The organism is Roseateles rivi, from assembly GCF_043555845.1.
Classification (GTDB): Bacteria; Pseudomonadota; Gammaproteobacteria; order Burkholderiales; family Burkholderiaceae_C; genus Roseateles; species Roseateles rivi.
Genome location: NZ_JBIGHZ010000006.1, coordinates 37,634 through 54,800 on the forward strand (window position 1 = coordinate 37,634; position 17,167 = coordinate 54,800).

Below are 17,167 nucleotides of genomic sequence, written 5' to 3' on the forward strand. Positions count from 1 at the left end.
TGACACATCGGCCGCCATGGCATGCCGACCCCGTGTGTGAGGGTGGCGGCGCATGTCGCTCTTATCACCTTGCATTTTTGTGGCGCCGCGGGCCGCGGCCACTCCCACTTTGATTTATGAGCGATTCAGCCGCCCCCATCGACACCTTGCCTTTGCCCATGGCCCTGCCAGGTGGTGCCACCGGGTTTTGGGAAACCGCCATGGCTGGAGCGGCCGATTGGCTGCGCCAGCGCGGCCTGGCCAGTCGCGACGCCGTGGTGCTGCTGCCTTTTGCTCAGCAGCTGGCCAGCGCGCGGCGCGCCTGGCGCGGCACGGGCCTGTGGCCGCCGCGCATGGAGACCACGCACAGCCTGGCCTCGGCGCTGGGGCCCAGCCCCTTGTCGCAGGGCATGGAAATCAGCTTTGATGCGGCGGTGGATGCGCTCAACGCGCGCCAGCTGCTGGCCCAGCAGAGTTGGGCACAGGCGCTGGCGCAGGCCGATGCGCGGGCCTTTCGCCTTGCGCTTGGGCGATTGACGGAGCTGGCGCAACACCTGCTGCGCCACGCCCACACCCTCGCACCTGCGTCGCGTGAGGCCTTTTGGGACCAGGCGCGCCAAGCCTTTGTGGACGATGGCCTGGGGCAGCTGGAGCAGGCCCTGAGCCTGGTGGCGCTGGAGTGGGCCGCGAGCGACTCACGCGAGCCCGCCACTGACGCCTTGTTTGCCCAGCGCCCCAGTGCCTGGGTGGTGTTGCAAGCGGGCGGGGCTGACCCGCTTTGCGAGGCGCTGCTGGCCCATGCCGCCGCTGCGGGCGTGCCTTGCCTGCGCCTGCTGGCTGACAGCAGCCTCGAAGCGCTGGCGCAAGACATGCCCAGCGTGGCGCTGGCCGAGGCCGTGTGCGAGGACCGCGAGGCCCTGGCCCAGGCCACGGCTGCGGCGGTGCTGGCGCATTTGCAAGCCGGTCAAGCGCCGGTGGCCCTGGTGGCGCAAGACCGCGTGCTGGTGCGCCGCGTGCGGGCACTGCTGGAGCGGCAGGCCTTGCGCCTGGGGGACGAAACCGGCTGGACCTTGGCCACCACGGCCGAGGCCGCACAGCTCATGGCCTGGATGCGCGCCGCGCAGTCGCGCGCCACGGTGGATGAGCTGCTCAGCGCGCTCAAAGGCACGCTGGGTCAGGCGCTTTGCCAACGGCACGATGCGCAAGCTCTGTCCTTGCTGGAAGCCAGCTGCAGGCGTCAGGGCTGGGTGGCCCTGAGCGCTGTGCATGCTGAGCGCCTGCCGGATGCTGCCGCAGCGCTGTGGGCTGCGGCGCAGGACGCGCTGGCAGCGCTGCGCAAGGGCGCCACGCAGCGGCCGCTGCAACAGTGGCTTCAGCAATTGCAGCGCATGCTGCAGCAGCTCGATGGCGTGGCCGTGCTGCAGCAGCAGCCCGCAGGCCAGCAGCTGCTGATGGCGCTGTGGTTGCAGCGCGCACCCTGGCCGGGCTCGGCGCACGAGCAAGCGCTGCAGCACAGCCAGCTCAATGCCCAGGAATTCATGGCCTGGGTGGACGACACGCTGGAAGCCCAGCAGTTTGTGCCCCAGCTGCCCGCGCAGCTGCAGGTTTTGATCACGCCCATGGCGCGCGCCATGCTGCGCCCCTTTGGCGCCGTGGTGCTGCCGGGCGCTGATGCGCAGACGCTGGGCGGTGTGGCCCCTGGCTGCGATTTGCTGCCTGACCCCGTGGCGCGCGCGCTGGCCATGCCGGACCAAGCCGCGCGGCGCTTGCAGCTGGCGCAGGCCTTTGCCCAACTCTTGCGCGCACCGGCGCTGACGCTGCTGCGCTGCGACCACGCCGGTGCCGAGCCTCTGGCCCCCAGCCCCTTGTTGCTGCGCTTGCAAGCGGCGCGGCGTGCGGCGGGCCTGCCGCCCATTGCGGCGTGGCAAGACCCCCGCAGCCCGCGCTTGATCACGCTCAAACCCACCGAGCGGGCCGAGGCCACCGCGGCGCAGCAGCTGCCCCGGCGGCTCAGCGCCAGCACTCTGGAGGCCTTGCGCAACTGCCCCTACCAGTTCTACGCCCTGCATTTGCTGGGCCTGCGCACGGCCGACGAATTGCTCGAAACCCTGGACAAAAGCGACTACGGCAACTGGCTGCACGCGCTGCTGCACCAGTTCCACGCCGAGCGTGCGGCCCAGCCCGCGGCCGAGCGCAGCCAGGACCCTGCCGTGCTGCTGCAAGCCCTGTGGGACGCCGCGCACGCACAGCGCCAGCGTCTGGCCCTGGCGGAGGCGGAGTTCCTGCCCTATGTGGCCACGGCCCAGCGGCTGTTCCCGCGCTATGTGAGCTGGCTCTTGGCCCACGAGCAGCAGGGCTGGGAATTCGCGGCGGGTGAAGAACAGCGCAGCTGCCAGCCCTGGGCCGACGCGCCCGGTCTGGCCGGCTTGGAGTTGATGGGGCGGCTGGACCGGCGCGATGCACGCATGCAGCAGGGCCGCCCGCAGGCACTGCTGCTGGACTACAAATCGGGCAACCCCGATGTGCTGCGCCGCAAGGTCAAAGACTCGCCGCTGGAAGACACCCAGCTGGGCGTCTACGCGCTGCTGTGCGGCGCCATGCAGGAGGAGGGCGAGGCCGCACCGCTGCAGGCCGCCTACCTGGCGCTCAACGACGGCAGCGAGCCTTTGGCGCTGCTGGCGCATGAGGACATCGAAGACGTGGCGCAGCAGCTGCGCAGCGGGCTGGCGCAGGACCTGGCAGCGGTGCAGGGCGGCGCTGCGCTCAAGGCCTTGGGCCAGGGCGCGGCCTGCGGCTACTGCGTGGCGCGCGGGCTGTGCCGCAAGGACGATTGGTGGGAGGGCGGCTGCTGATGTCAGGCACCGAAGCAAAGCGCGCAGACACTGCGGCATACATGATGAACGGCGCCCTGGTGGCGCGCAGCGACTTTTACGTCGTGGCCTGCGACCCCGCGCGCAGCGTGGTGGTGGAGGCTTGTGCTGGCGCGGGGAAGACCTGGATGCTGGTCTCGCGCATCGTGCGCGCTTTGCTGGAGGGCGTGGAGCCGCAGCAAATCGTGGCCATCACCTTCACCCGCAAAGCCGCGGGCGAGATGCGCGAGCGCCTGCAGCAGTGGCTGGCTGAATTCGCGCAGGCCGACCCAGCCCAGCGCGTGCTGGCGCTGCAGCAGCGTGGGCTCAGCGCCGAGCAGGCGCAGGCCCGCGCGCAAGACCTCGCTGGTTTGCAGCAGCGCCTGCTGGAAGCTGGCCGTTCGGTAGACATCCGCACCTTCCATGCCTGGTTCTCCCAGCTGCTGCGTGCCGCGCCGCTGGCCTTGCTGCAAAGCCTGGGTCTCTCGCCCGAGCTGCAGTTGCTGGAGGATGAGGCCGAGCTCATGCCCGAGCTCTGGCGGCAGTTTCACAGCGCTGTGCTGGCCGACCCACAGCTGCGCGAGGACTACCAGGCGCTGATCGACCAGCGCGGCCGCAGCTCCACCACCAAGTGGCTGGAGGCGGGCTTTGCCAAGCGCGTGGAACTGCGTCTGGCGCATGAGCACGGCACGCTCATGGGCAGCGTGTCGGGGGCAGCCAGCGTGTCGGCCAAGTTTGCGCAGCACAGCCCGTTGCAATACTTTGCGACGCTCACGCCTGAGCTGCTCGGCCTGGCTGCGGCCTTGGGTGCGGGCAGCACCGCCACACAGCGCGAGAAGGGCAGCGAGATCGAGCGCGCCTGCAGCGACGAGCCCGACCTGGCGCTGCGCCTGGCTGCTGTCAGTGCGGCCTTGCTGACCAAGGACGGCAAGCTGCGCGCGGCGCTCAAAAAGTTCGAAGCTGCCGAACCGCTGGCCGAAGAGCTGACTTTGGTGCAGCAGGCCATTGAGCAAGAGCAGGCGCAGCAAAACCACCAGCGCCTGTGCCGCCTCTCGCTGGCTTTGCTCGAAGCCTTCGATGCGCTCAAGCGCCGCCAGGGCTTGGTGGACATGAACGATTTGGAGCGCGGCGCCATGGCCGTGCTCAGCGACGCGCAGCTCTCGGGCTGGGTGCAGCAGCGGCTGGACGCGCAAGTGCGCCACGTCTTGATCGACGAATTCCAAGACACCAGCCCGCTGCAGTGGCAGGCGCTCTACGCCTGGTTGTCGGGCTATGCAGGCGCGGGCGGCGGGGGCAGCGGCCAGCGCCCGCCTGCGGTCTTCATCGTGGGCGACCCCAAACAAAGCATTTACCGCTTCCGCCGCGCCGAGCCGCGCGTGTTCGCCGCCGCACGCGACTTTGTGCAAGAAGCGCTGGGCGGCGCCGTGCTGGCCTGCGACCACACGCGGCGCAACGCGCCGCCGGTGCTCGATGCCGTCAACGCCGCGCTGCTGGCCGCGCAAAGCGCAGGCCAGTACAGCGGTTTTCGCGCCCACACCACCGAGCACGACGGCGCTGTGGACCCGCTGCAGGGCTTTGTCAGCCTGGATGTGCCCAGCGAAGAAACGGCCACAGCCGAGGGCGAAGAGCAGCCCGAGGCAGAAGCGCCTGCCCAAGCGCAGGAGGCCTGGCGCGCCAGCCTGGAGCAGCCGCGCCACGAGGCCGAGGTGCAGCGGCGCTGGGCCGAAGCCGAGCGCATTGCGCAGGCGCTGGCCGATTTGCTGCGCCACCACGGCGTGGCGCCGGGCGAGGTGTTTGTGCTGGCGCGCAAACGCGAGGGCTTGCGCGTGCTCTCGCAAAGCCTCAAGCGCTGGGGCATTGCGCATGTGGCGCCTGAAGAACACAGCCTGCTGGACGCGCCCGATGTGCTGGACATGCTGGCGCTGCTGGATGCGCTGGCCTCGCCGCAGCACGATTTGTCGCTGGCGCAGGCGCTGCGCAGCCCCGTGTTTGGCGTCAGTGACGCCGTGCTGCTGCAGCTCTCACGCCGCGCGGGCTTGGTGGAGCGCCTGGCCGAGGAGGGCGCCGCGCCCCTGCGCAGCAGCCTCTGGCTGGCCCTGATGGACGAAGAGCATGCCGCCAGCCTGGACGAAGCCACCCAGCGCGCGCGCAGCCTGCTGCAGCGCTGGAGCCAGCGCCGTGCGCACAGCACGCCGCATGAGCTGCTCGACGCCATCGTGCACGAGGGTGATGTGCCCGCTCGCGTGGCCGCCTGCGTGCCCCCAGCCCAGCGCAGCGCCAGGCTGCACGCCCTGCGTTCTTTGCTGGGCTTGGCGCTGGACCTCGACGGCGGGCGCTACGCCACGCTGCACGGTTTTGTGCGGGCCCTGCGCCAGCGCGCGCTCACGCTGCCCGCGCACAGCCAGGCTGACGCGGTGCAGCTGCTCACCGTGCACGGCGCCAAGGGGCTGGAGGCGCGCGTGGTGGTGCTGATGGATTGCGATGCCCCGCCCGCCAAGGCCGACTACGCCACGCTGCTGGTGGACTGGCCGGTGCTGCAGTCCTGGCCGCAGCGCGTGGCCTTTATTGCCTCCGAGTCCAGACCGCCGCAGGAGCTGGCCGCGCTGATGGAGGCCGAACAGGCCGAGCGCATGCGCGAGGAGCTCAATGCGCTCTACGTGGCCATGACGCGGGCCAAATCACGGCTGGTGCTCTCGCGCACCGTGGGCGCGCGCAAAAGCCCCGAGGGCACCTGGTGGCGCCGCCTGCAGGGCTTGGCGCAGGTGCTGGCTTTGCCGCCGCTCGCACCTCCTGCACCGGGCGGCAGCGAGGGGCAGGTGGCTTTGGCCGAGTTGGCCGAGCTGCCCACCTTGCAGGGCGATGCTTTGCCGCCAGAAGCAGCAGCCGAGGCCGCACCTGCCACCGCGTCCCTGGGCGAGCCCGAAGAGCTGGTGGTGCGCAGCAGCGAGCTGGACGAGCTCGCCGCGCTGGGCGAGGCCTTGCACCGCGTGCTGGAGTGGGTGAGCCGCCCCGGCGCTCGCGCGGCCGACGCACCGCGCTACACCGGCGCGGCCGCGCAGATGTACGGCCTGGATGCGCGGCGGCGCGAGCGCCTGGAGCAGGCGGTGGCGGCCATTTTGGGCAGCCCCGATTGCGCCCCCTTCTTCGCCAACGAGCGCCTGCGCTGGGCTGGCAACGAAGTGCCGCTGACGCTGGACGGTGTGGAGCTGCGCCTGGACCGCCTGGTGTGTGTGGACGGCGTCGATGGCAGGCCCCACTGGTGGGTGATTGACTACAAACTGCACCCCCGCCCGCAGCAAGACGAAGGCTATGTGCAGCAGCTGGCGCGCTATGTGCGGGCTGTGCGTGCGCTGCAGCCCGGCGAGGCTGTGGGTGCCGGTTTCATCACCGGCCAGGGGCAGTGGATTGATGTGAGCGAGAAGTTGTCTCAATACCTGTGAAATATGCGCTACACTAGCAGGCTTGTCGGGGCGTAGCGCAGCCTGGTAGCGCATCTGCTTTGGGAGCAGAGGGTCGCGAGTTCGAATCCCGCCGCCCCGACCATCAAACACAAACCCGCTGTGCCATCGTGCACAGCGGGTTTTTGCTTGTCTGGCCCTGTGTTTGGGTGCGCATGCCGCCCAGTGCACAAGGGGCCTTGCGGGCAATTACCTGGGTGCGCGCCGCGCCGCAGCGCCCAAAGGTGGTGAAAATGCGCGGCTTTGGGTGCGAGCGGTGCGGGCGGTCACAAGCGGCCTCGCAGTTGTTGCGCACTGGCAGAGTTCTACAAGGAAGGCACGCTCAATGGCGATCCAGCAACTCAGCGACGAACAGGTCCGTACCTGGACCCGCGCGCAAAAAGACGAGTGGTGGTTCAACCACGTCTACCAAAAAGACATGCCGCAGCTCACGCTGCGCTCGGGCCTGACGGGCTTTTTGCTCGGCCTGGTGCTCACGGCCACGGCGCTGTACATCGGCGCCAAAACCGGCGTGGGCATTGGCGTGGGCCTGACTTCGGTGATTCTGGCTTTCGCCATCTTCAAATCGCTTGCCAATTCGGGCTTGGCGCGTGACTTCAGCGTGCTGGAGAACAACTGCAGCCAGTCCATTGCCACGGCAGCGGGCTATACGGTGATGCCACTCATTGCAGGCTTGCCAGCCTACATGATGATCACCGGCCACATCATTCCCTGGTGGCAGCTCATGCTGTGGCTGCTGGTGGTGGCCACGTTGGGCGTGCTGGTGGCCTTCCCGATGAAGCGCCGCTTCATCAACGAGGAGCAACTGCCTTTCCCTGAAGGCCGCGCTGCGGGCGTGGTGCTGGATTCGCTCTACACCGGCGACGGTGGCGAGGGCATGTACAAAGCCCGTCTGCTGGCAAAAGTGGCCGGCATTGCGGCGGTGTACCAAGCCATCGTCAGCGATGGCTGGATGAAGGTCATCCAGTTCAAGATCTTGCGCATGGACCAGTGGGCAGGCATGAGCCAGCCCTGGTATTTGCGCGACAAGCTCGATTACTACTACTACAACTGGGCCACGCAGGTGGACGCCTGGATTCCCAAGATTCTGGGCACCGATTTCCGCGTGCTGGGCTTGCGCCTGACGCTGGACATGGCCATGGTGGGCGTGGGCGGTCTGATGGGCATTGTGGTGGCCACCAGCTGCTTGATTGGCGCGCTGGTGAACTTCGCCGTGCTCGCACCGCTGATGATTGCCATGGGCGACATTGCCCCGCGTGTCACCGCCGAAGGCGTGACCGTGCCCATCTCGCGTGCTGAGATCGTCAACCAGTGGTCCCTGTGGTGGGCCGTGACCATGATGGTCACGGGCTCCATCGTGGGCTTGCTGGCCAAGCCTGAGCTGTTCACCTCCATCTTCAAGCGCAAAGCCAAAGTGAAGGGCCCCCAAGGCCCCGATCTGCTGGCTGGTATCGAAGTGCCGCTGTGGATTTCCTACGTGGGCGTGCCCGTGTTCGGCCTGCTCAGCGCCTGGATGACGCACGAGTTCTTCGGTGTGCCTTGGCTGCTGAGCCTGGTGGCGCTGCCCCTGATCATTGTGCTGACGGTCATTGGCACCAACGCCATTGCCCTCACGTCCTGGGTGCCTTCGGGCTCGCTGGCCAAGATCACGCAGTTCACCATGGGCGCGCTGGACCGCACCAACCCGGCCTCCAACCTGCTGCCGGCCACCATCACCTCGGACGTGGCCTCCAACGCCGCACACTTGCTGTCGGACATCAAGCCCGGCTACATGCTCGGCGGCAAGCCGCGTCACCAGGCCATCGGCCACGTCATCGGTTTGGTGGCGGGCACGCTGGCTGCCGTGCCGCTGTTCTTCTTGCTGTTCCTGCCGGCGGACGCCAACGGCGTGCGCAGCGCTGCCACCATCGTGAGCGACCAGTTCGCCTTCCCCGCTGCCATGCAGTGGAAGGGTGTGGCTGAACTCATCGCCAACGGCATCAGCAAGCTGCCCACCTCGGCCGTGATTTCCATGGTTGTGGCGGCTGTGCTGGCTGTGGTGATCGAGACCTTGCGCATCAAAACGCGCGGCAAGTTCCCGCTGTCGGCCGTTTCCATCGGCCTCGGTGCCGTGCTGCCGCCTGATGCCGTGATCTGCATGTTCATCGGCGCCTTGCTGTTCTGGGTCATGCACAAGCGCAACGAAGCCAAGCCCGAAGGTGCTGGCTACCGCCGCTGGGTGCAGGGCGCTGAACCCATCTGCGCTGGCCTGATCTCGGGCGCCGCCCTCATGGGTATTGGCAACGCCATCATCAACGTCATGTTGTAAACCCACCGGGTGCGCTGGCCTACAATGCCGCGCACCCGTTGCTTTGCTGCGGCGCCTGGGAAGGCACCGCAACGCAAGCACACCACACACACTGCCCGTAGCTCAACTGGATAGAGCAGCTGCCTTCTAAGCAGCAGGTCGGGGGTTCGAGTCCCTCCGGGCAGGCCAAGCAGCGCTTGGCACTAGCAATGCAGTCTGTCTGCTTGAGCGTCACCACCGAACGCCGCCGTTCGAATTCCGTTCAGAACTGATCTTCGGCTTGGGCTTCCGCCTCGGTGGCACGGCAGAAGGGGGCAGGTCATATGGGGTCTCCTCAGAGAATACCCCCGCATTCCCTACCCGCTGCGGGCTCGATGGCTTTAGGCCTGCGGAGCGGCGACGTGCAGGACCATCTTGCCGCGTGACTGGCCGCTTTCGCCCAGGCGGTGGGCGTGGGCGGCGTCGGCCAGGGCGAATTCTTGGCCGACGAGGATGCGCAGCTGGCCTTTGTCCACCAGGGCGGCCAGTTGGGCCAGTACAGCGCCGCGCGGTGGTGTGAACACGAAGGCGCTGCGTGCGCCTGCGGCGGCGGCGCGCTCAGGGGCCGGGGGCTGGGCGGTGGCGACGAGGATGCCGCCGGGCTTGAGCGTGGACCAGGAGGCTTCCTGGGTGGGGCCGCCGATGGTGTCCAGCACCACGTCCATGCCTTTGACGTGGTCTTGGAAGGCTTGGCTGCGGTAGTCGATGACGGTGTCGGCCCCCAGTGATTTGACCAAGTCCATGCCCGCGCCGCTGGCGGTGGTGGTGACATGCAGGCCTTGGGCTTTGGCCAGTTGCACAGCCACGCTGCCCAGCGCCCCTGCGCCGCCGTGGATGAGCACGCGCATGCCGCGTTCGATTTGGGCGGCGTCCATCAGGGCTGTCCAGGCGGCTTGGCCGGCCACGGGCAGGGCGGCGGCGGTGGCAAAGGTCACGGTGCTGGGTTTGTGGGCCACTTGCGCGGCGTCCACCGCCACGTACTGGGCGTAGCAGCCGCGCTGCAGGTCGGCGAAGAAGAAGACTTCATCGCCAGGCTTGAAGCCGCTGACGGCGCCGCCCACGGCCACCACCACGCCTGCGGCGTCGCAGCCCAGGGTGAAGGGGAAGGTTCTGGGCATGGCTTGGGCCATGGCGCCGGAGCGGATTTTCCAGTCCAGCGGGTTGACACCGGCAGCCACCACGCGCACCAGCACGTCGTTGGCGCCGCAGTCGGGCACGGGAATGTCGTCGAGCTGCAGCTGCTCGGGGCCGCCGTAGGCGTGGATGCGAATGGCTTTCATGGGGTGTGTTCCTTATCGATGGTGGTGGTGTGGGCGGGGGAGCGCTTTAGCGCGGACCCCAGCCCATGCGGGCGAACAGGCGGTCGCGCCGCACGAATTGGTGGAAGAGCGCGGCGGCAATGTGCAGGCCTATGGCCAGGGCCAGCAGCTTGGCCACGAGGCCATGGACGGCGCGCGGGGGCAGGGTGTCAAAGTTGCTGGGCAAGCTGCCGATGCCGCCGAACACGATGTCGGGCAGGCCGGCCATGACGGACATGGCAATGCCGCTGCCCAGCATCAGCAGGACCAGCAGGTACAGGCCCCAGTGCGTGAGGGGGGCGAGCCGGTCGAGCAGGGCGTTGCCCGTGCTGGCCGGGGCCGGGTGGCGGGTTTTGATGCGCACGAACAAGCGCAGCAGCGTCAGCATCAAGATCAGCCCGCCGGCCACCATATGCCCGCGCAGGCCGTCGATTTTTTCGGGCGCGCTGTTGGGGGTGGTTTTGAGCGCGAAGGTGCCCATGAGCAAGGCCACGCAGATCAGCAGCGCCAGCAGCCAGTGCAGCAGGACCAGAGCACCGTGGTAGCGGTTTGGCAATGTTTTCATTCAGTCTCCTGTGGTGCAGGGCAAACCTTGCCCTGGGGGGAAGCAGTGTCAGCGCTGAGCTTGTGCCATGGAAGAGGTGTATGTGAAATTGACTATTCCATGATCGGAATAAACTGCCGGGCATGCTTGCCCTTTCTGCCCTGCATGACATGGTGCTGTTCGTGGAGGTGGCGCGCACCGCCAGCTTCAGCCGCGCCAGCCGCAACCTCCAGGTGCCTCCGGCCACCTTGTCGCGCCGCATCGCGGCGATGGAGCGTGAATTCGCCGTGCGCTTGTTTGACCGCACCACGCGCCGCGTGGTGCTCACCGAAGCCGGGCAGCGCTATTACGAACGCTGTGCCCACCTGGTGGACCAGGCCAAGCTGGCGCAGGAGGCGCTGCGCGAGAGCGCCGAAAAACCCAGCGGCCATGTGCGGCTGAGCATGCCGGTGGATTTGGGGGTGGTGGTGATTGGTCCCTTGCTGAGCGAGTTTGCGCAGGAGCACCCCGGCATCAGCTTTGAGCTGGACCTCTCTTCACGCAATGCAGACTTGGTGGGCGAGCGCGTCGACCTGGCCATACGCTTGGGCCAAGTGCGCGACGAGCAGCTGGTGGCGCGCCAGATTGGCAGCGTGGAGCAGCGCTTGTTTGCCTCGCCCGCCTATTTGGCCAGGCGTGGCGTGCCTGTGCAGCCGGCTTGTTTGGTGGAGCACGACGGCATCTTTTTCCCCAGTGAGCAGCGCCAGTCGCTGTGGCGCTTGCAGGCGGATGTGCGGGGGCAGAGCACCGAGGTGGTGGTGCGCGGGCGCTTTTTTGTGAACAACATCAGCCTCATGCGCGGGTTGGCCGAGCGCGGCATGGGTGTGGCCATGTTGGACCCCGGGCTGGTGCAGGAACCCCTGGCCCAGGGCCGGCTGGTGCCGGTGCTGCCCACCTGGAGTGCGCCGCGCCTGCCCATGCACGCGGTGATGGCCTCGCGCCTGCAACCGGCCAGCGTGCGCGCGGTGCTGGACTACTTGGTGGCGCGGCTGGCCCCGCCGAGCGGGGTTGTGCTAAAGGCTTAGATGCTCCATGAGCTGGCGCGTGACGGCGGCCCAGCTGTAGTGCTCGGCCAGCGAGGTGCGTGCGGCCTGGCGCTGCTCGGGCGTGGGCAGCTTGCGCAGCGCCACCTGCGTCATGGCGTGCACCAGGTCTTCGAAATCGGGCACCACGAACTGGCCTTGCACCTGGGGCTGGTCCTCGTGCGTGCCGGGGCGGCTGCGCAGCCGGTAGCTGAGTGCGGGCGGGGTGAAGTCGTCGGTGGCGCCGCCGCCGCTGACGATGCACCAGGTGCCGCAGCCCATGGCTTCGAGCACGGGCAGGTTGAAGCCTTCGGCGCGGTAGGGTGAGACGTAGGCGTCGCTCAGCGCATAAAGCGAGCGCAGCTGGCCCAGGTTCAGGCTGCTGGAGAGCACGCTGATGCCCTCGCGCACGGTGTCGGACACCACTTGCGGCGCCACTTGGGCCAGCTCGGCAAAGGTTTGCTCCACGCCCAGGCCGTAGAGGCCTTTGTGGTCTTTGAGGATGAGTCGCGCGGGCACGCCGCGCATGCGCAGCTCGGCAAAGGCCAGGATCAGCAGGTCCAGCCCCTTGTTCCAGGTGGCCACGCCCACGTTGGTGAACACCACCTCGTGCGGCGCCAGCCCGAGCGCGGCCCGTGCGGCCTGGCGTTCGCCCTCGCTCAAGGGGAAAAAGGTGTCGGTCTTGTAGCCGTGGGGCACCACGCGCACGCGCTGCTCGTCAAAACCGCAGTCCACCAGGCGGGCTTTGGACCACTGCGTGGGGGTGAGCACCCAGTCGTCGCCCTGCGTGAGCAGGCGCGGATTCATGCCCGGCGGGTCAAAGCTTTTGTCGGAGAGGCCGAACTCGGTGACGGCAAAGGTCACGGTGCGCCGCGCCGTACCTGGGCTGCTGGCGCGCAGCGGCGAGGCGATGCGCAGGCACACGTCCACGGCCTCAGCTTCAGGGGGCGGGGGCAGGCCGTCGATGATGGCGGCCTCGTGCGGGGCAAAACCGGCACCCAGGGTGTCGCGGCTCCAGTGCGGCATGAAGTAGGGCGCGTCGCGGTGGCTGATGTGCCACTGCGGGTACTTCACCATCTCCAGGATCTGGTTCTGGTTGACCATGGCGATGGAGTGATTGACCCCGCGCCAGCCTTCAATGCAAAGCGTTTTCATGCCTGCGATTGTGGGCAGAGCGCCTGCGGGGGATGCCCGAAAAAGCCCCTTGCGCAGCCGCATATCTGCGGCTTGGGCGCACGCGCACGCCTAGAGCAACAGCGGTGGCAGCGGGTGTTCGTCGTCCCCGTGGGGGCGCAGCAGGGCCAGGTGCGCGGGCGCGGCGGGCTCGGGCGGTGGCTGTTGTTGCGGCTGGGGCGGGGCGGATGGCGACGGCGGCTGAACCGCCTCGGGGCGGTGCTGGGCGAACCAGACATCGCCCATCTGGTGCGTGGCGCCGTCGGCGGTTTGGTAGCTGGAGATCAGGCCCAGCACATTGCCCGCGTCCACGGCGTCGCTGGGCTTGGCCAGCAAATCCATGCTGACGATGCCCAGCTCGGCCAGGGTTTTGAGTTCACCCGCTTCGGTGTGGCCGTTGGCGTTGGCGTCCTGCCACAGGCGCAGTTCAGCAAAGGCGCTGTCGGCGCCACTGAGCTGGTGGTCGCCATTGCTGTCCAGCGCGGCCATGGCGGCATAGCCGTCGGTGGCGCGCAGGCCATTGGCCAGGCGTGTGCCGCTGCCAAAGAGCTCGCTGCCGTTGTCAATCTGGCCGTTGCCGTTGAGGTCGCGCGCCAGCAGGGCATTGCCCTGGGCCACCCAGCCCCACTGCTGGGTGTGGCCAGTGCCGTTCAAGTCAAAGGCCACGCCCTGTGCAGCGGCCAGGGTGCGCAGCCCCTGCCCATCGAGGTTGAGCACGATGGGCGTGGCAAGGAAGAGGGCGTCGAGCTGCGCGCCGCTCATGGCCTGCATGGCCTCGGAGCTGAAGGCGCGCACCTGATGGCTGCTGAGCGCCAGCAGGTCTTGCGTTTCCAGGCCCGCCACCTGGGTGGCGCCGAAGGCGTGGATTTGCTCGGTGCTCAGCGCTCGGATTTGCTGGCTGTCCAGCGCGGGCAGGGCGGCGCTGGACAGCGCGGCAATGGCGTCGGTGCTCAGGGCCTGCAGCTGCGCGCTGCTGATCTGGCGCAGCTGCGCGGCGTTGAGCGAGTGCACCGCATCGGTGTTGAGTGCGGCCAGAGCCTGAGTGCTGAGCGCACGCAGCGTGGTGGGGCTCAAGGCGTCGATGTGTTCGGCGTTGAGCGAGGCGATTTGATCGCTGCGCAGCAGGCTGAAGGCCTGGCTGCTGAGGCTGCCTATGCTGCGCGAGCTCAGCGCGGCAATGTCTTCGCTGCTGAGTTCTTGCCACTGGGCGCTGCCCAGCTGGGCGAGCTGGGCCGTGGTGAACATCTGCACTTGGTCGCTGCTGAGCGCGCTGAGCGCACCGGGCGAGACCAGGCGCAGCAGCCAGCTCGGCAGCGCAGGGATGTCCACCGCCTCCAGCGCCGCAAACTGTGTGCTGCTCCAAGCCAGCATGTGCACATTGTTCAACGCTGCCACTTGGTGCGGTTCCAGCGCCGCAATTTGCCCCACATCCATGGCCCTGGCCTGCGCCAAGCCCAGCGCTGCAATTTGTGCTGGGGTGAGTGCGGTCAACTGGTCCAGCGTCAGGGCGCGGATGTGATCGGTGCTGAGCCCCGGCATGGCCTTGGTGGAGAGTGCGCTGATGTCGTCCGGCTCAATCGCAGCGAATTGTGCGGCGCTCAGTGCTGAGACCTGCAGTGGGGTGAGTTGCGCAATTTGCGCGGTGCTCAGGGCCAGCACTTCATCGGTGCTGAGCGTGGCGATTTGGTCGGAGCGCAAGGCCGCGATTTGGCGCGGCGAAAGCACCGCAATTTGGTCCACCCCCATGGCCTCGAACTGCTCGCTGCTGAGGCCACGCAGCGCCGCGGTGCTGAGCACGCGCAGCTGCTCGCTGCTGAGCGCGGCGAGATGGTCGGTGCTCAGGTCCCGCATTTGCGCGGAGTCCAGCGCTGCAATTTGCACCGTACCCAGCAGCGCCAGCGTGCCCTGGCTGAGGGCCGCGAGTTGCTGGGCGTTGAAGGCGCGCAGCGTTTGGCTGCTCATGGCCAGCAGGTCTTCCGAATCGAAGGCGCGAACCTGATCCTGGCTGAGCAAGCCGATTTGCGTGGAGTGCAGCGCGCGGGCTTGGCTGGTGTTCAGGGCGTGCAGCTGCTCCTCGCTCAGCGCTGCCAGTTGCTGGCTGCTGAGGGCCTGCATCTGCTGGGTGGTGAGTGCCTGCACCTGGCTGGTGTCCAGGCCCATGAGTTGCTCGGTGCGCAGGCTGCGCAGCGAGCGCCCCGAGAGCACGGGCATGGCATCGGGGTTGAGGCCCGAAATTTGTGCCGCCGAGAGCGCTTGCAGCTGTGCAGTGGTGAGCATGCCCAGCTGCGCGCTGCTCAATGCACGCAGCTGGTCGGGCTGCAGCAGGCTCATCTTTTGCGGGCTCCACACCGAGAGCTCGCGGGGGCTGAAGTGGGCAAACAAATCGGGCAGCAGCGCACCCACTTCTGCCGAGGAGATGGCGGCGAGCTGGTTGGAGTTCAGCGCGCTGAGTTGCTGCGAGCTGAGTTGGTTGAAAACATCAGCGCTGAGACTGGCAATCTGCTGGGTGCTGAGGTAGGCCCATTGCTCGGGGCGCAGCGTGGCCAGCTGCTGGGCACCCATGGCTTGGAGCTGGTCGCTGGTGAGGGCTCTGATGGCCGCTGTGTGAATGGCCTGCAGCGTGTCCTGGCGCAAGGCGCCGAGCTGATCAGTGCTGAGCAAGACGATCTGCCCCGTGCTCATCACCGCCGCTTGCTGGGTGGACAGCGCAGCCATGTGCTGGGCATCCAGCGCACGCAGCTGTTCAGAGCTCAGAGCACGAAAGGTGGCTGTGTGCAGGGCCGCAAAGTCATCGGTCTCCAGCGTGTTGATTTGGTCGGTGCTCAGTGCCCGAATCTGCAGCGGACTGAGCGCGCGCACCTGCGCGGTGTTGAGCGCCACCAAGTCTTCTTGTTCAAGCGCATGCAGCTGCGCGGTGGTGAGGGCGCGTATCTGCGAGGTGCTGAAGCCCGCCACCTGGTCGCTGCTGAGAGCCTGCAACTGGGTTGTGCTCAGCCCCGTGATGGCGCGCGTGGACAGCGACACCACGGCGTCGGGCCGCAGCGCCAGCAGCCCGTCCACGCTCAGGCCACGCAGCTGCTGGGAACTCAGGCCCGCCAACTGCACGCTGCTCAGTGCGTTGATTTGTTCAGTGGAAAACGCGGCCAGCTGTGCCGAGCTGAGCCCGCGCAGGGCCAGCGAATCCAGGGCGGCGATGTCCTCGCTTTGCAGGGAGCCGATTTGCGCGGTGCTGAGGGCGCGCAGATGCTCCGAGCGCAGGGCGCTGAGCTGTGTGGTGCTGAAGGCGGCCAGGTCATCGCTGTCCAAAGCGCGAATTTGCGCGCTGGTGAGCGAGCGCATCTGCGCGCTATTGATGACGCTGAGCTGTTCGCTGCTGAAATTGGCCAGCACATCGGGCCGCAGCCCCGCCACGGCGCGCGAGTTCAGCACCATCAGCTCGTCGGTGGAGATGGCCTGAATTTGCGCGCTGCTGAGGCCCCCGAGCTGGCGCGAATTCAGCACCGCCACCTGGGCTGTGCTCAGGGCTTGCAGGGCGTCGCTGCTCAGTGCGCCAAGCTGTTGGGAGCTGATGTTGCGCAGCTGTGCAGTGCCCAAGCCCTGCAAATCTTCAGGCAGCAGCACGGCCATTTGCTGTGTGCTCAAGGCCTTGATCTGCAAGCTGCCCAGTGCCTGGATTTGCTCGGAGGTCATGGCCGCCATGCCGGCCGAGCCCATGGCCACCAATTGGAAGCTGCCCAAGGCCGCCACCTGGGTGGTGGAGAAGCCTTGCACGGTGGCATCGGTGAGGCCACGCATGGTGGCGGTGGAGATGCCCCGCAGTGCCGCGGTGTCCAAGGCCTGCAGGGCCTCTGTGCTGAGGGCGGCGAGCTGGGCGCTGCCCACACCGCTGGTTTGGTTCAGGCGCAGCTGGCCCAGCTGCGAGGTACTGAGCGCGGCAAATTGCTCGGAGCTGAGGTTGGCCACCTGCCCGGAGCTCAAGGCGCGCAGCGCAGCAGGGTTGATGGCTGCCACTTCCTCCGTGCTCAGCAGCGGCATGTTGACGCTGGACAGACCGCGAATCTGCAGCGAGCTCAGGGCGCCGACTTGCTCGCTGGTGAGCGCGCTGAATTGGTCGGTGCTGAAGCGCCGCAGCCGGTCCAGCGTGAAGGCGCTGACCTGCTCGGTGCTCAGCGCTGCGATGTGCTCGGGCGACAGGCCCGCCAGCGTGTGCGGTGTGATGGAGCGTAGCGCCGTGGTGTTGATGGCGCGTACGTCTTCCGCCTCCAGTGCCCAAAGCGGCCCTGCGGACATGCTCGCCAGCGTGACGGCACTGAGCGGTGCAATTTGCCGCGGCGTGAGCGCTGCCATTTGCTCAGGCGTGAACAGGGCCCAGTCGGCGGGTTTGAGTCCCGCCAACTGAGCCGTGCTGAGCAGCGCAATTTCCGCTGGGGTGAGCTGGGTGACGACGATGGCCATGCCTTGGCGTGGTTCAACAAACAA

The 17,167-nt window shown here is 67.7% G+C and carries 8 protein-coding genes and 2 tRNA genes; 6 read left to right on the forward strand and 4 right to left on the reverse strand.

Annotated elements, in window-relative coordinates; genetic code table 11:
* Positions 1-116 precede the first annotated feature (116 nt).
* The 5 genes from ACG0Z6_RS15300 to ACG0Z6_RS15320 all read left to right on the forward strand — a co-directional run bounded on the left by ACG0Z6_RS15300 (position 117) and on the right by ACG0Z6_RS15320 (position 8,762).
* Entirely contained in the window at positions 117-2,831 is a 2,715-nt protein-coding gene (locus ACG0Z6_RS15300) for a PD-(D/E)XK nuclease family protein (RefSeq protein WP_394462961.1), read from the forward strand.
* A 44-nt stretch (positions 2,832-2,875) separates the two neighbouring features.
* On the forward strand, positions 2,876-6,268 hold the full coding sequence (locus ACG0Z6_RS15305; RefSeq protein WP_394462963.1) for a UvrD-helicase domain-containing protein: 3,393 nt from the start codon (positions 2,876-2,878) through the stop codon (positions 6,266-6,268).
* 26 nt (positions 6,269-6,294) lie between these two features.
* Positions 6,295-6,371, forward strand: a tRNA-Pro gene (locus tag ACG0Z6_RS15310).
* Positions 6,372-6,611: 240 nt separating this feature from the next.
* The gene (locus ACG0Z6_RS15315) at positions 6,612-8,594 is read left to right on the forward strand and encodes an OPT family oligopeptide transporter (RefSeq protein ID WP_394462965.1); all 1,983 of its coding nucleotides are present in this window, start codon (positions 6,612-6,614) and stop codon (positions 8,592-8,594) included.
* A gap of 91 nt (positions 8,595-8,685) precedes the next feature.
* Positions 8,686-8,762: transfer RNA gene (locus ACG0Z6_RS15320), tRNA-Arg, on the forward strand.
* A 191-nt stretch (positions 8,763-8,953) separates the two neighbouring features.
* Here ACG0Z6_RS15320 and ACG0Z6_RS15325 read toward each other — a convergent pair.
* Together ACG0Z6_RS15325 and ACG0Z6_RS15330 are read right to left on the reverse strand one after the other, a co-directional pair.
* On the reverse strand, positions 8,954-9,892 hold the full coding sequence (locus ACG0Z6_RS15325) for an NADP-dependent oxidoreductase (RefSeq protein WP_394462967.1): 939 nt from the start codon (positions 9,890-9,892) through the stop codon (positions 8,954-8,956).
* Between the two features lie 46 nt (positions 9,893-9,938).
* Positions 9,939-10,475 (reverse strand): cytochrome b, encoded by a 537-nt coding sequence (locus ACG0Z6_RS15330; protein ID WP_394462969.1) that lies wholly within the window; start codon positions 10,473-10,475, stop codon positions 9,939-9,941.
* A 122-nt stretch (positions 10,476-10,597) separates the two neighbouring features.
* On the opposite strand from ACG0Z6_RS15330, the gene ACG0Z6_RS15335 reads away from it, so the two are divergent.
* Positions 10,598-11,518: a LysR family transcriptional regulator gene (locus tag ACG0Z6_RS15335; protein ID WP_394462971.1), complete on the forward strand. Its 921-nt coding sequence runs from the start codon at positions 10,598-10,600 to the stop codon at positions 11,516-11,518.
* Here the strand turns inward: ACG0Z6_RS15335 and ACG0Z6_RS15340 are convergent.
* Together ACG0Z6_RS15340 and ACG0Z6_RS15345 are read right to left on the reverse strand one after the other, a co-directional pair.
* Complete coding sequence (locus ACG0Z6_RS15340; RefSeq protein WP_394462973.1) at positions 11,507-12,670, reverse strand: glycosyltransferase family 4 protein; 1,164 nt, start codon at positions 12,668-12,670, stop codon at positions 11,507-11,509. The genes ACG0Z6_RS15335 and ACG0Z6_RS15340 overlap by 12 nt on opposite strands.
* A gap of 90 nt (positions 12,671-12,760) precedes the next feature.
* Positions 12,761-17,143 (reverse strand): hypothetical protein, encoded by a 4,383-nt coding sequence (locus tag ACG0Z6_RS15345; protein ID WP_394462975.1) that lies wholly within the window; start codon positions 17,141-17,143, stop codon positions 12,761-12,763.
* Positions 17,144-17,167 lie beyond the last annotated feature (24 nt).

Excerpts from the sequence above, each read along its gene's own strand:
- ACG0Z6_RS15300 (WP_394462961.1), top strand. The coding sequence starts at position 117 with ATGAGCGATTCAGCCGCCCCCATCGACACCTTGCCTTTGCCCATGGCC.
- ACG0Z6_RS15305 (WP_394462963.1), top strand. The coding sequence starts at position 2,876 with ATGAACGGCGCCCTGGTGGCGCGCAGCGACTTTTACGTCGTGGCCTGC.
- ACG0Z6_RS15315 (WP_394462965.1), top strand. The coding sequence starts at position 6,612 with ATGGCGATCCAGCAACTCAGCGACGAACAGGTCCGTACCTGGACCCGC.
- ACG0Z6_RS15325 (WP_394462967.1), bottom strand. The coding sequence starts at position 9,892 with ATGAAAGCCATTCGCATCCACGCCTACGGCGGCCCCGAGCAGCTGCAG.
- ACG0Z6_RS15330 (WP_394462969.1), bottom strand. The coding sequence starts at position 10,475 with ATGAAAACATTGCCAAACCGCTACCACGGTGCTCTGGTCCTGCTGCAC.
- ACG0Z6_RS15335 (WP_394462971.1), top strand. The coding sequence starts at position 10,598 with ATGCTTGCCCTTTCTGCCCTGCATGACATGGTGCTGTTCGTGGAGGTG.
- ACG0Z6_RS15340 (WP_394462973.1), bottom strand. The coding sequence starts at position 12,670 with ATGAAAACGCTTTGCATTGAAGGCTGGCGCGGGGTCAATCACTCCATC.
- ACG0Z6_RS15345 (WP_394462975.1), bottom strand. The coding sequence starts at position 17,143 with ATGGCCATCGTCGTCACCCAGCTCACCCCAGCGGAAATTGCGCTGCTC.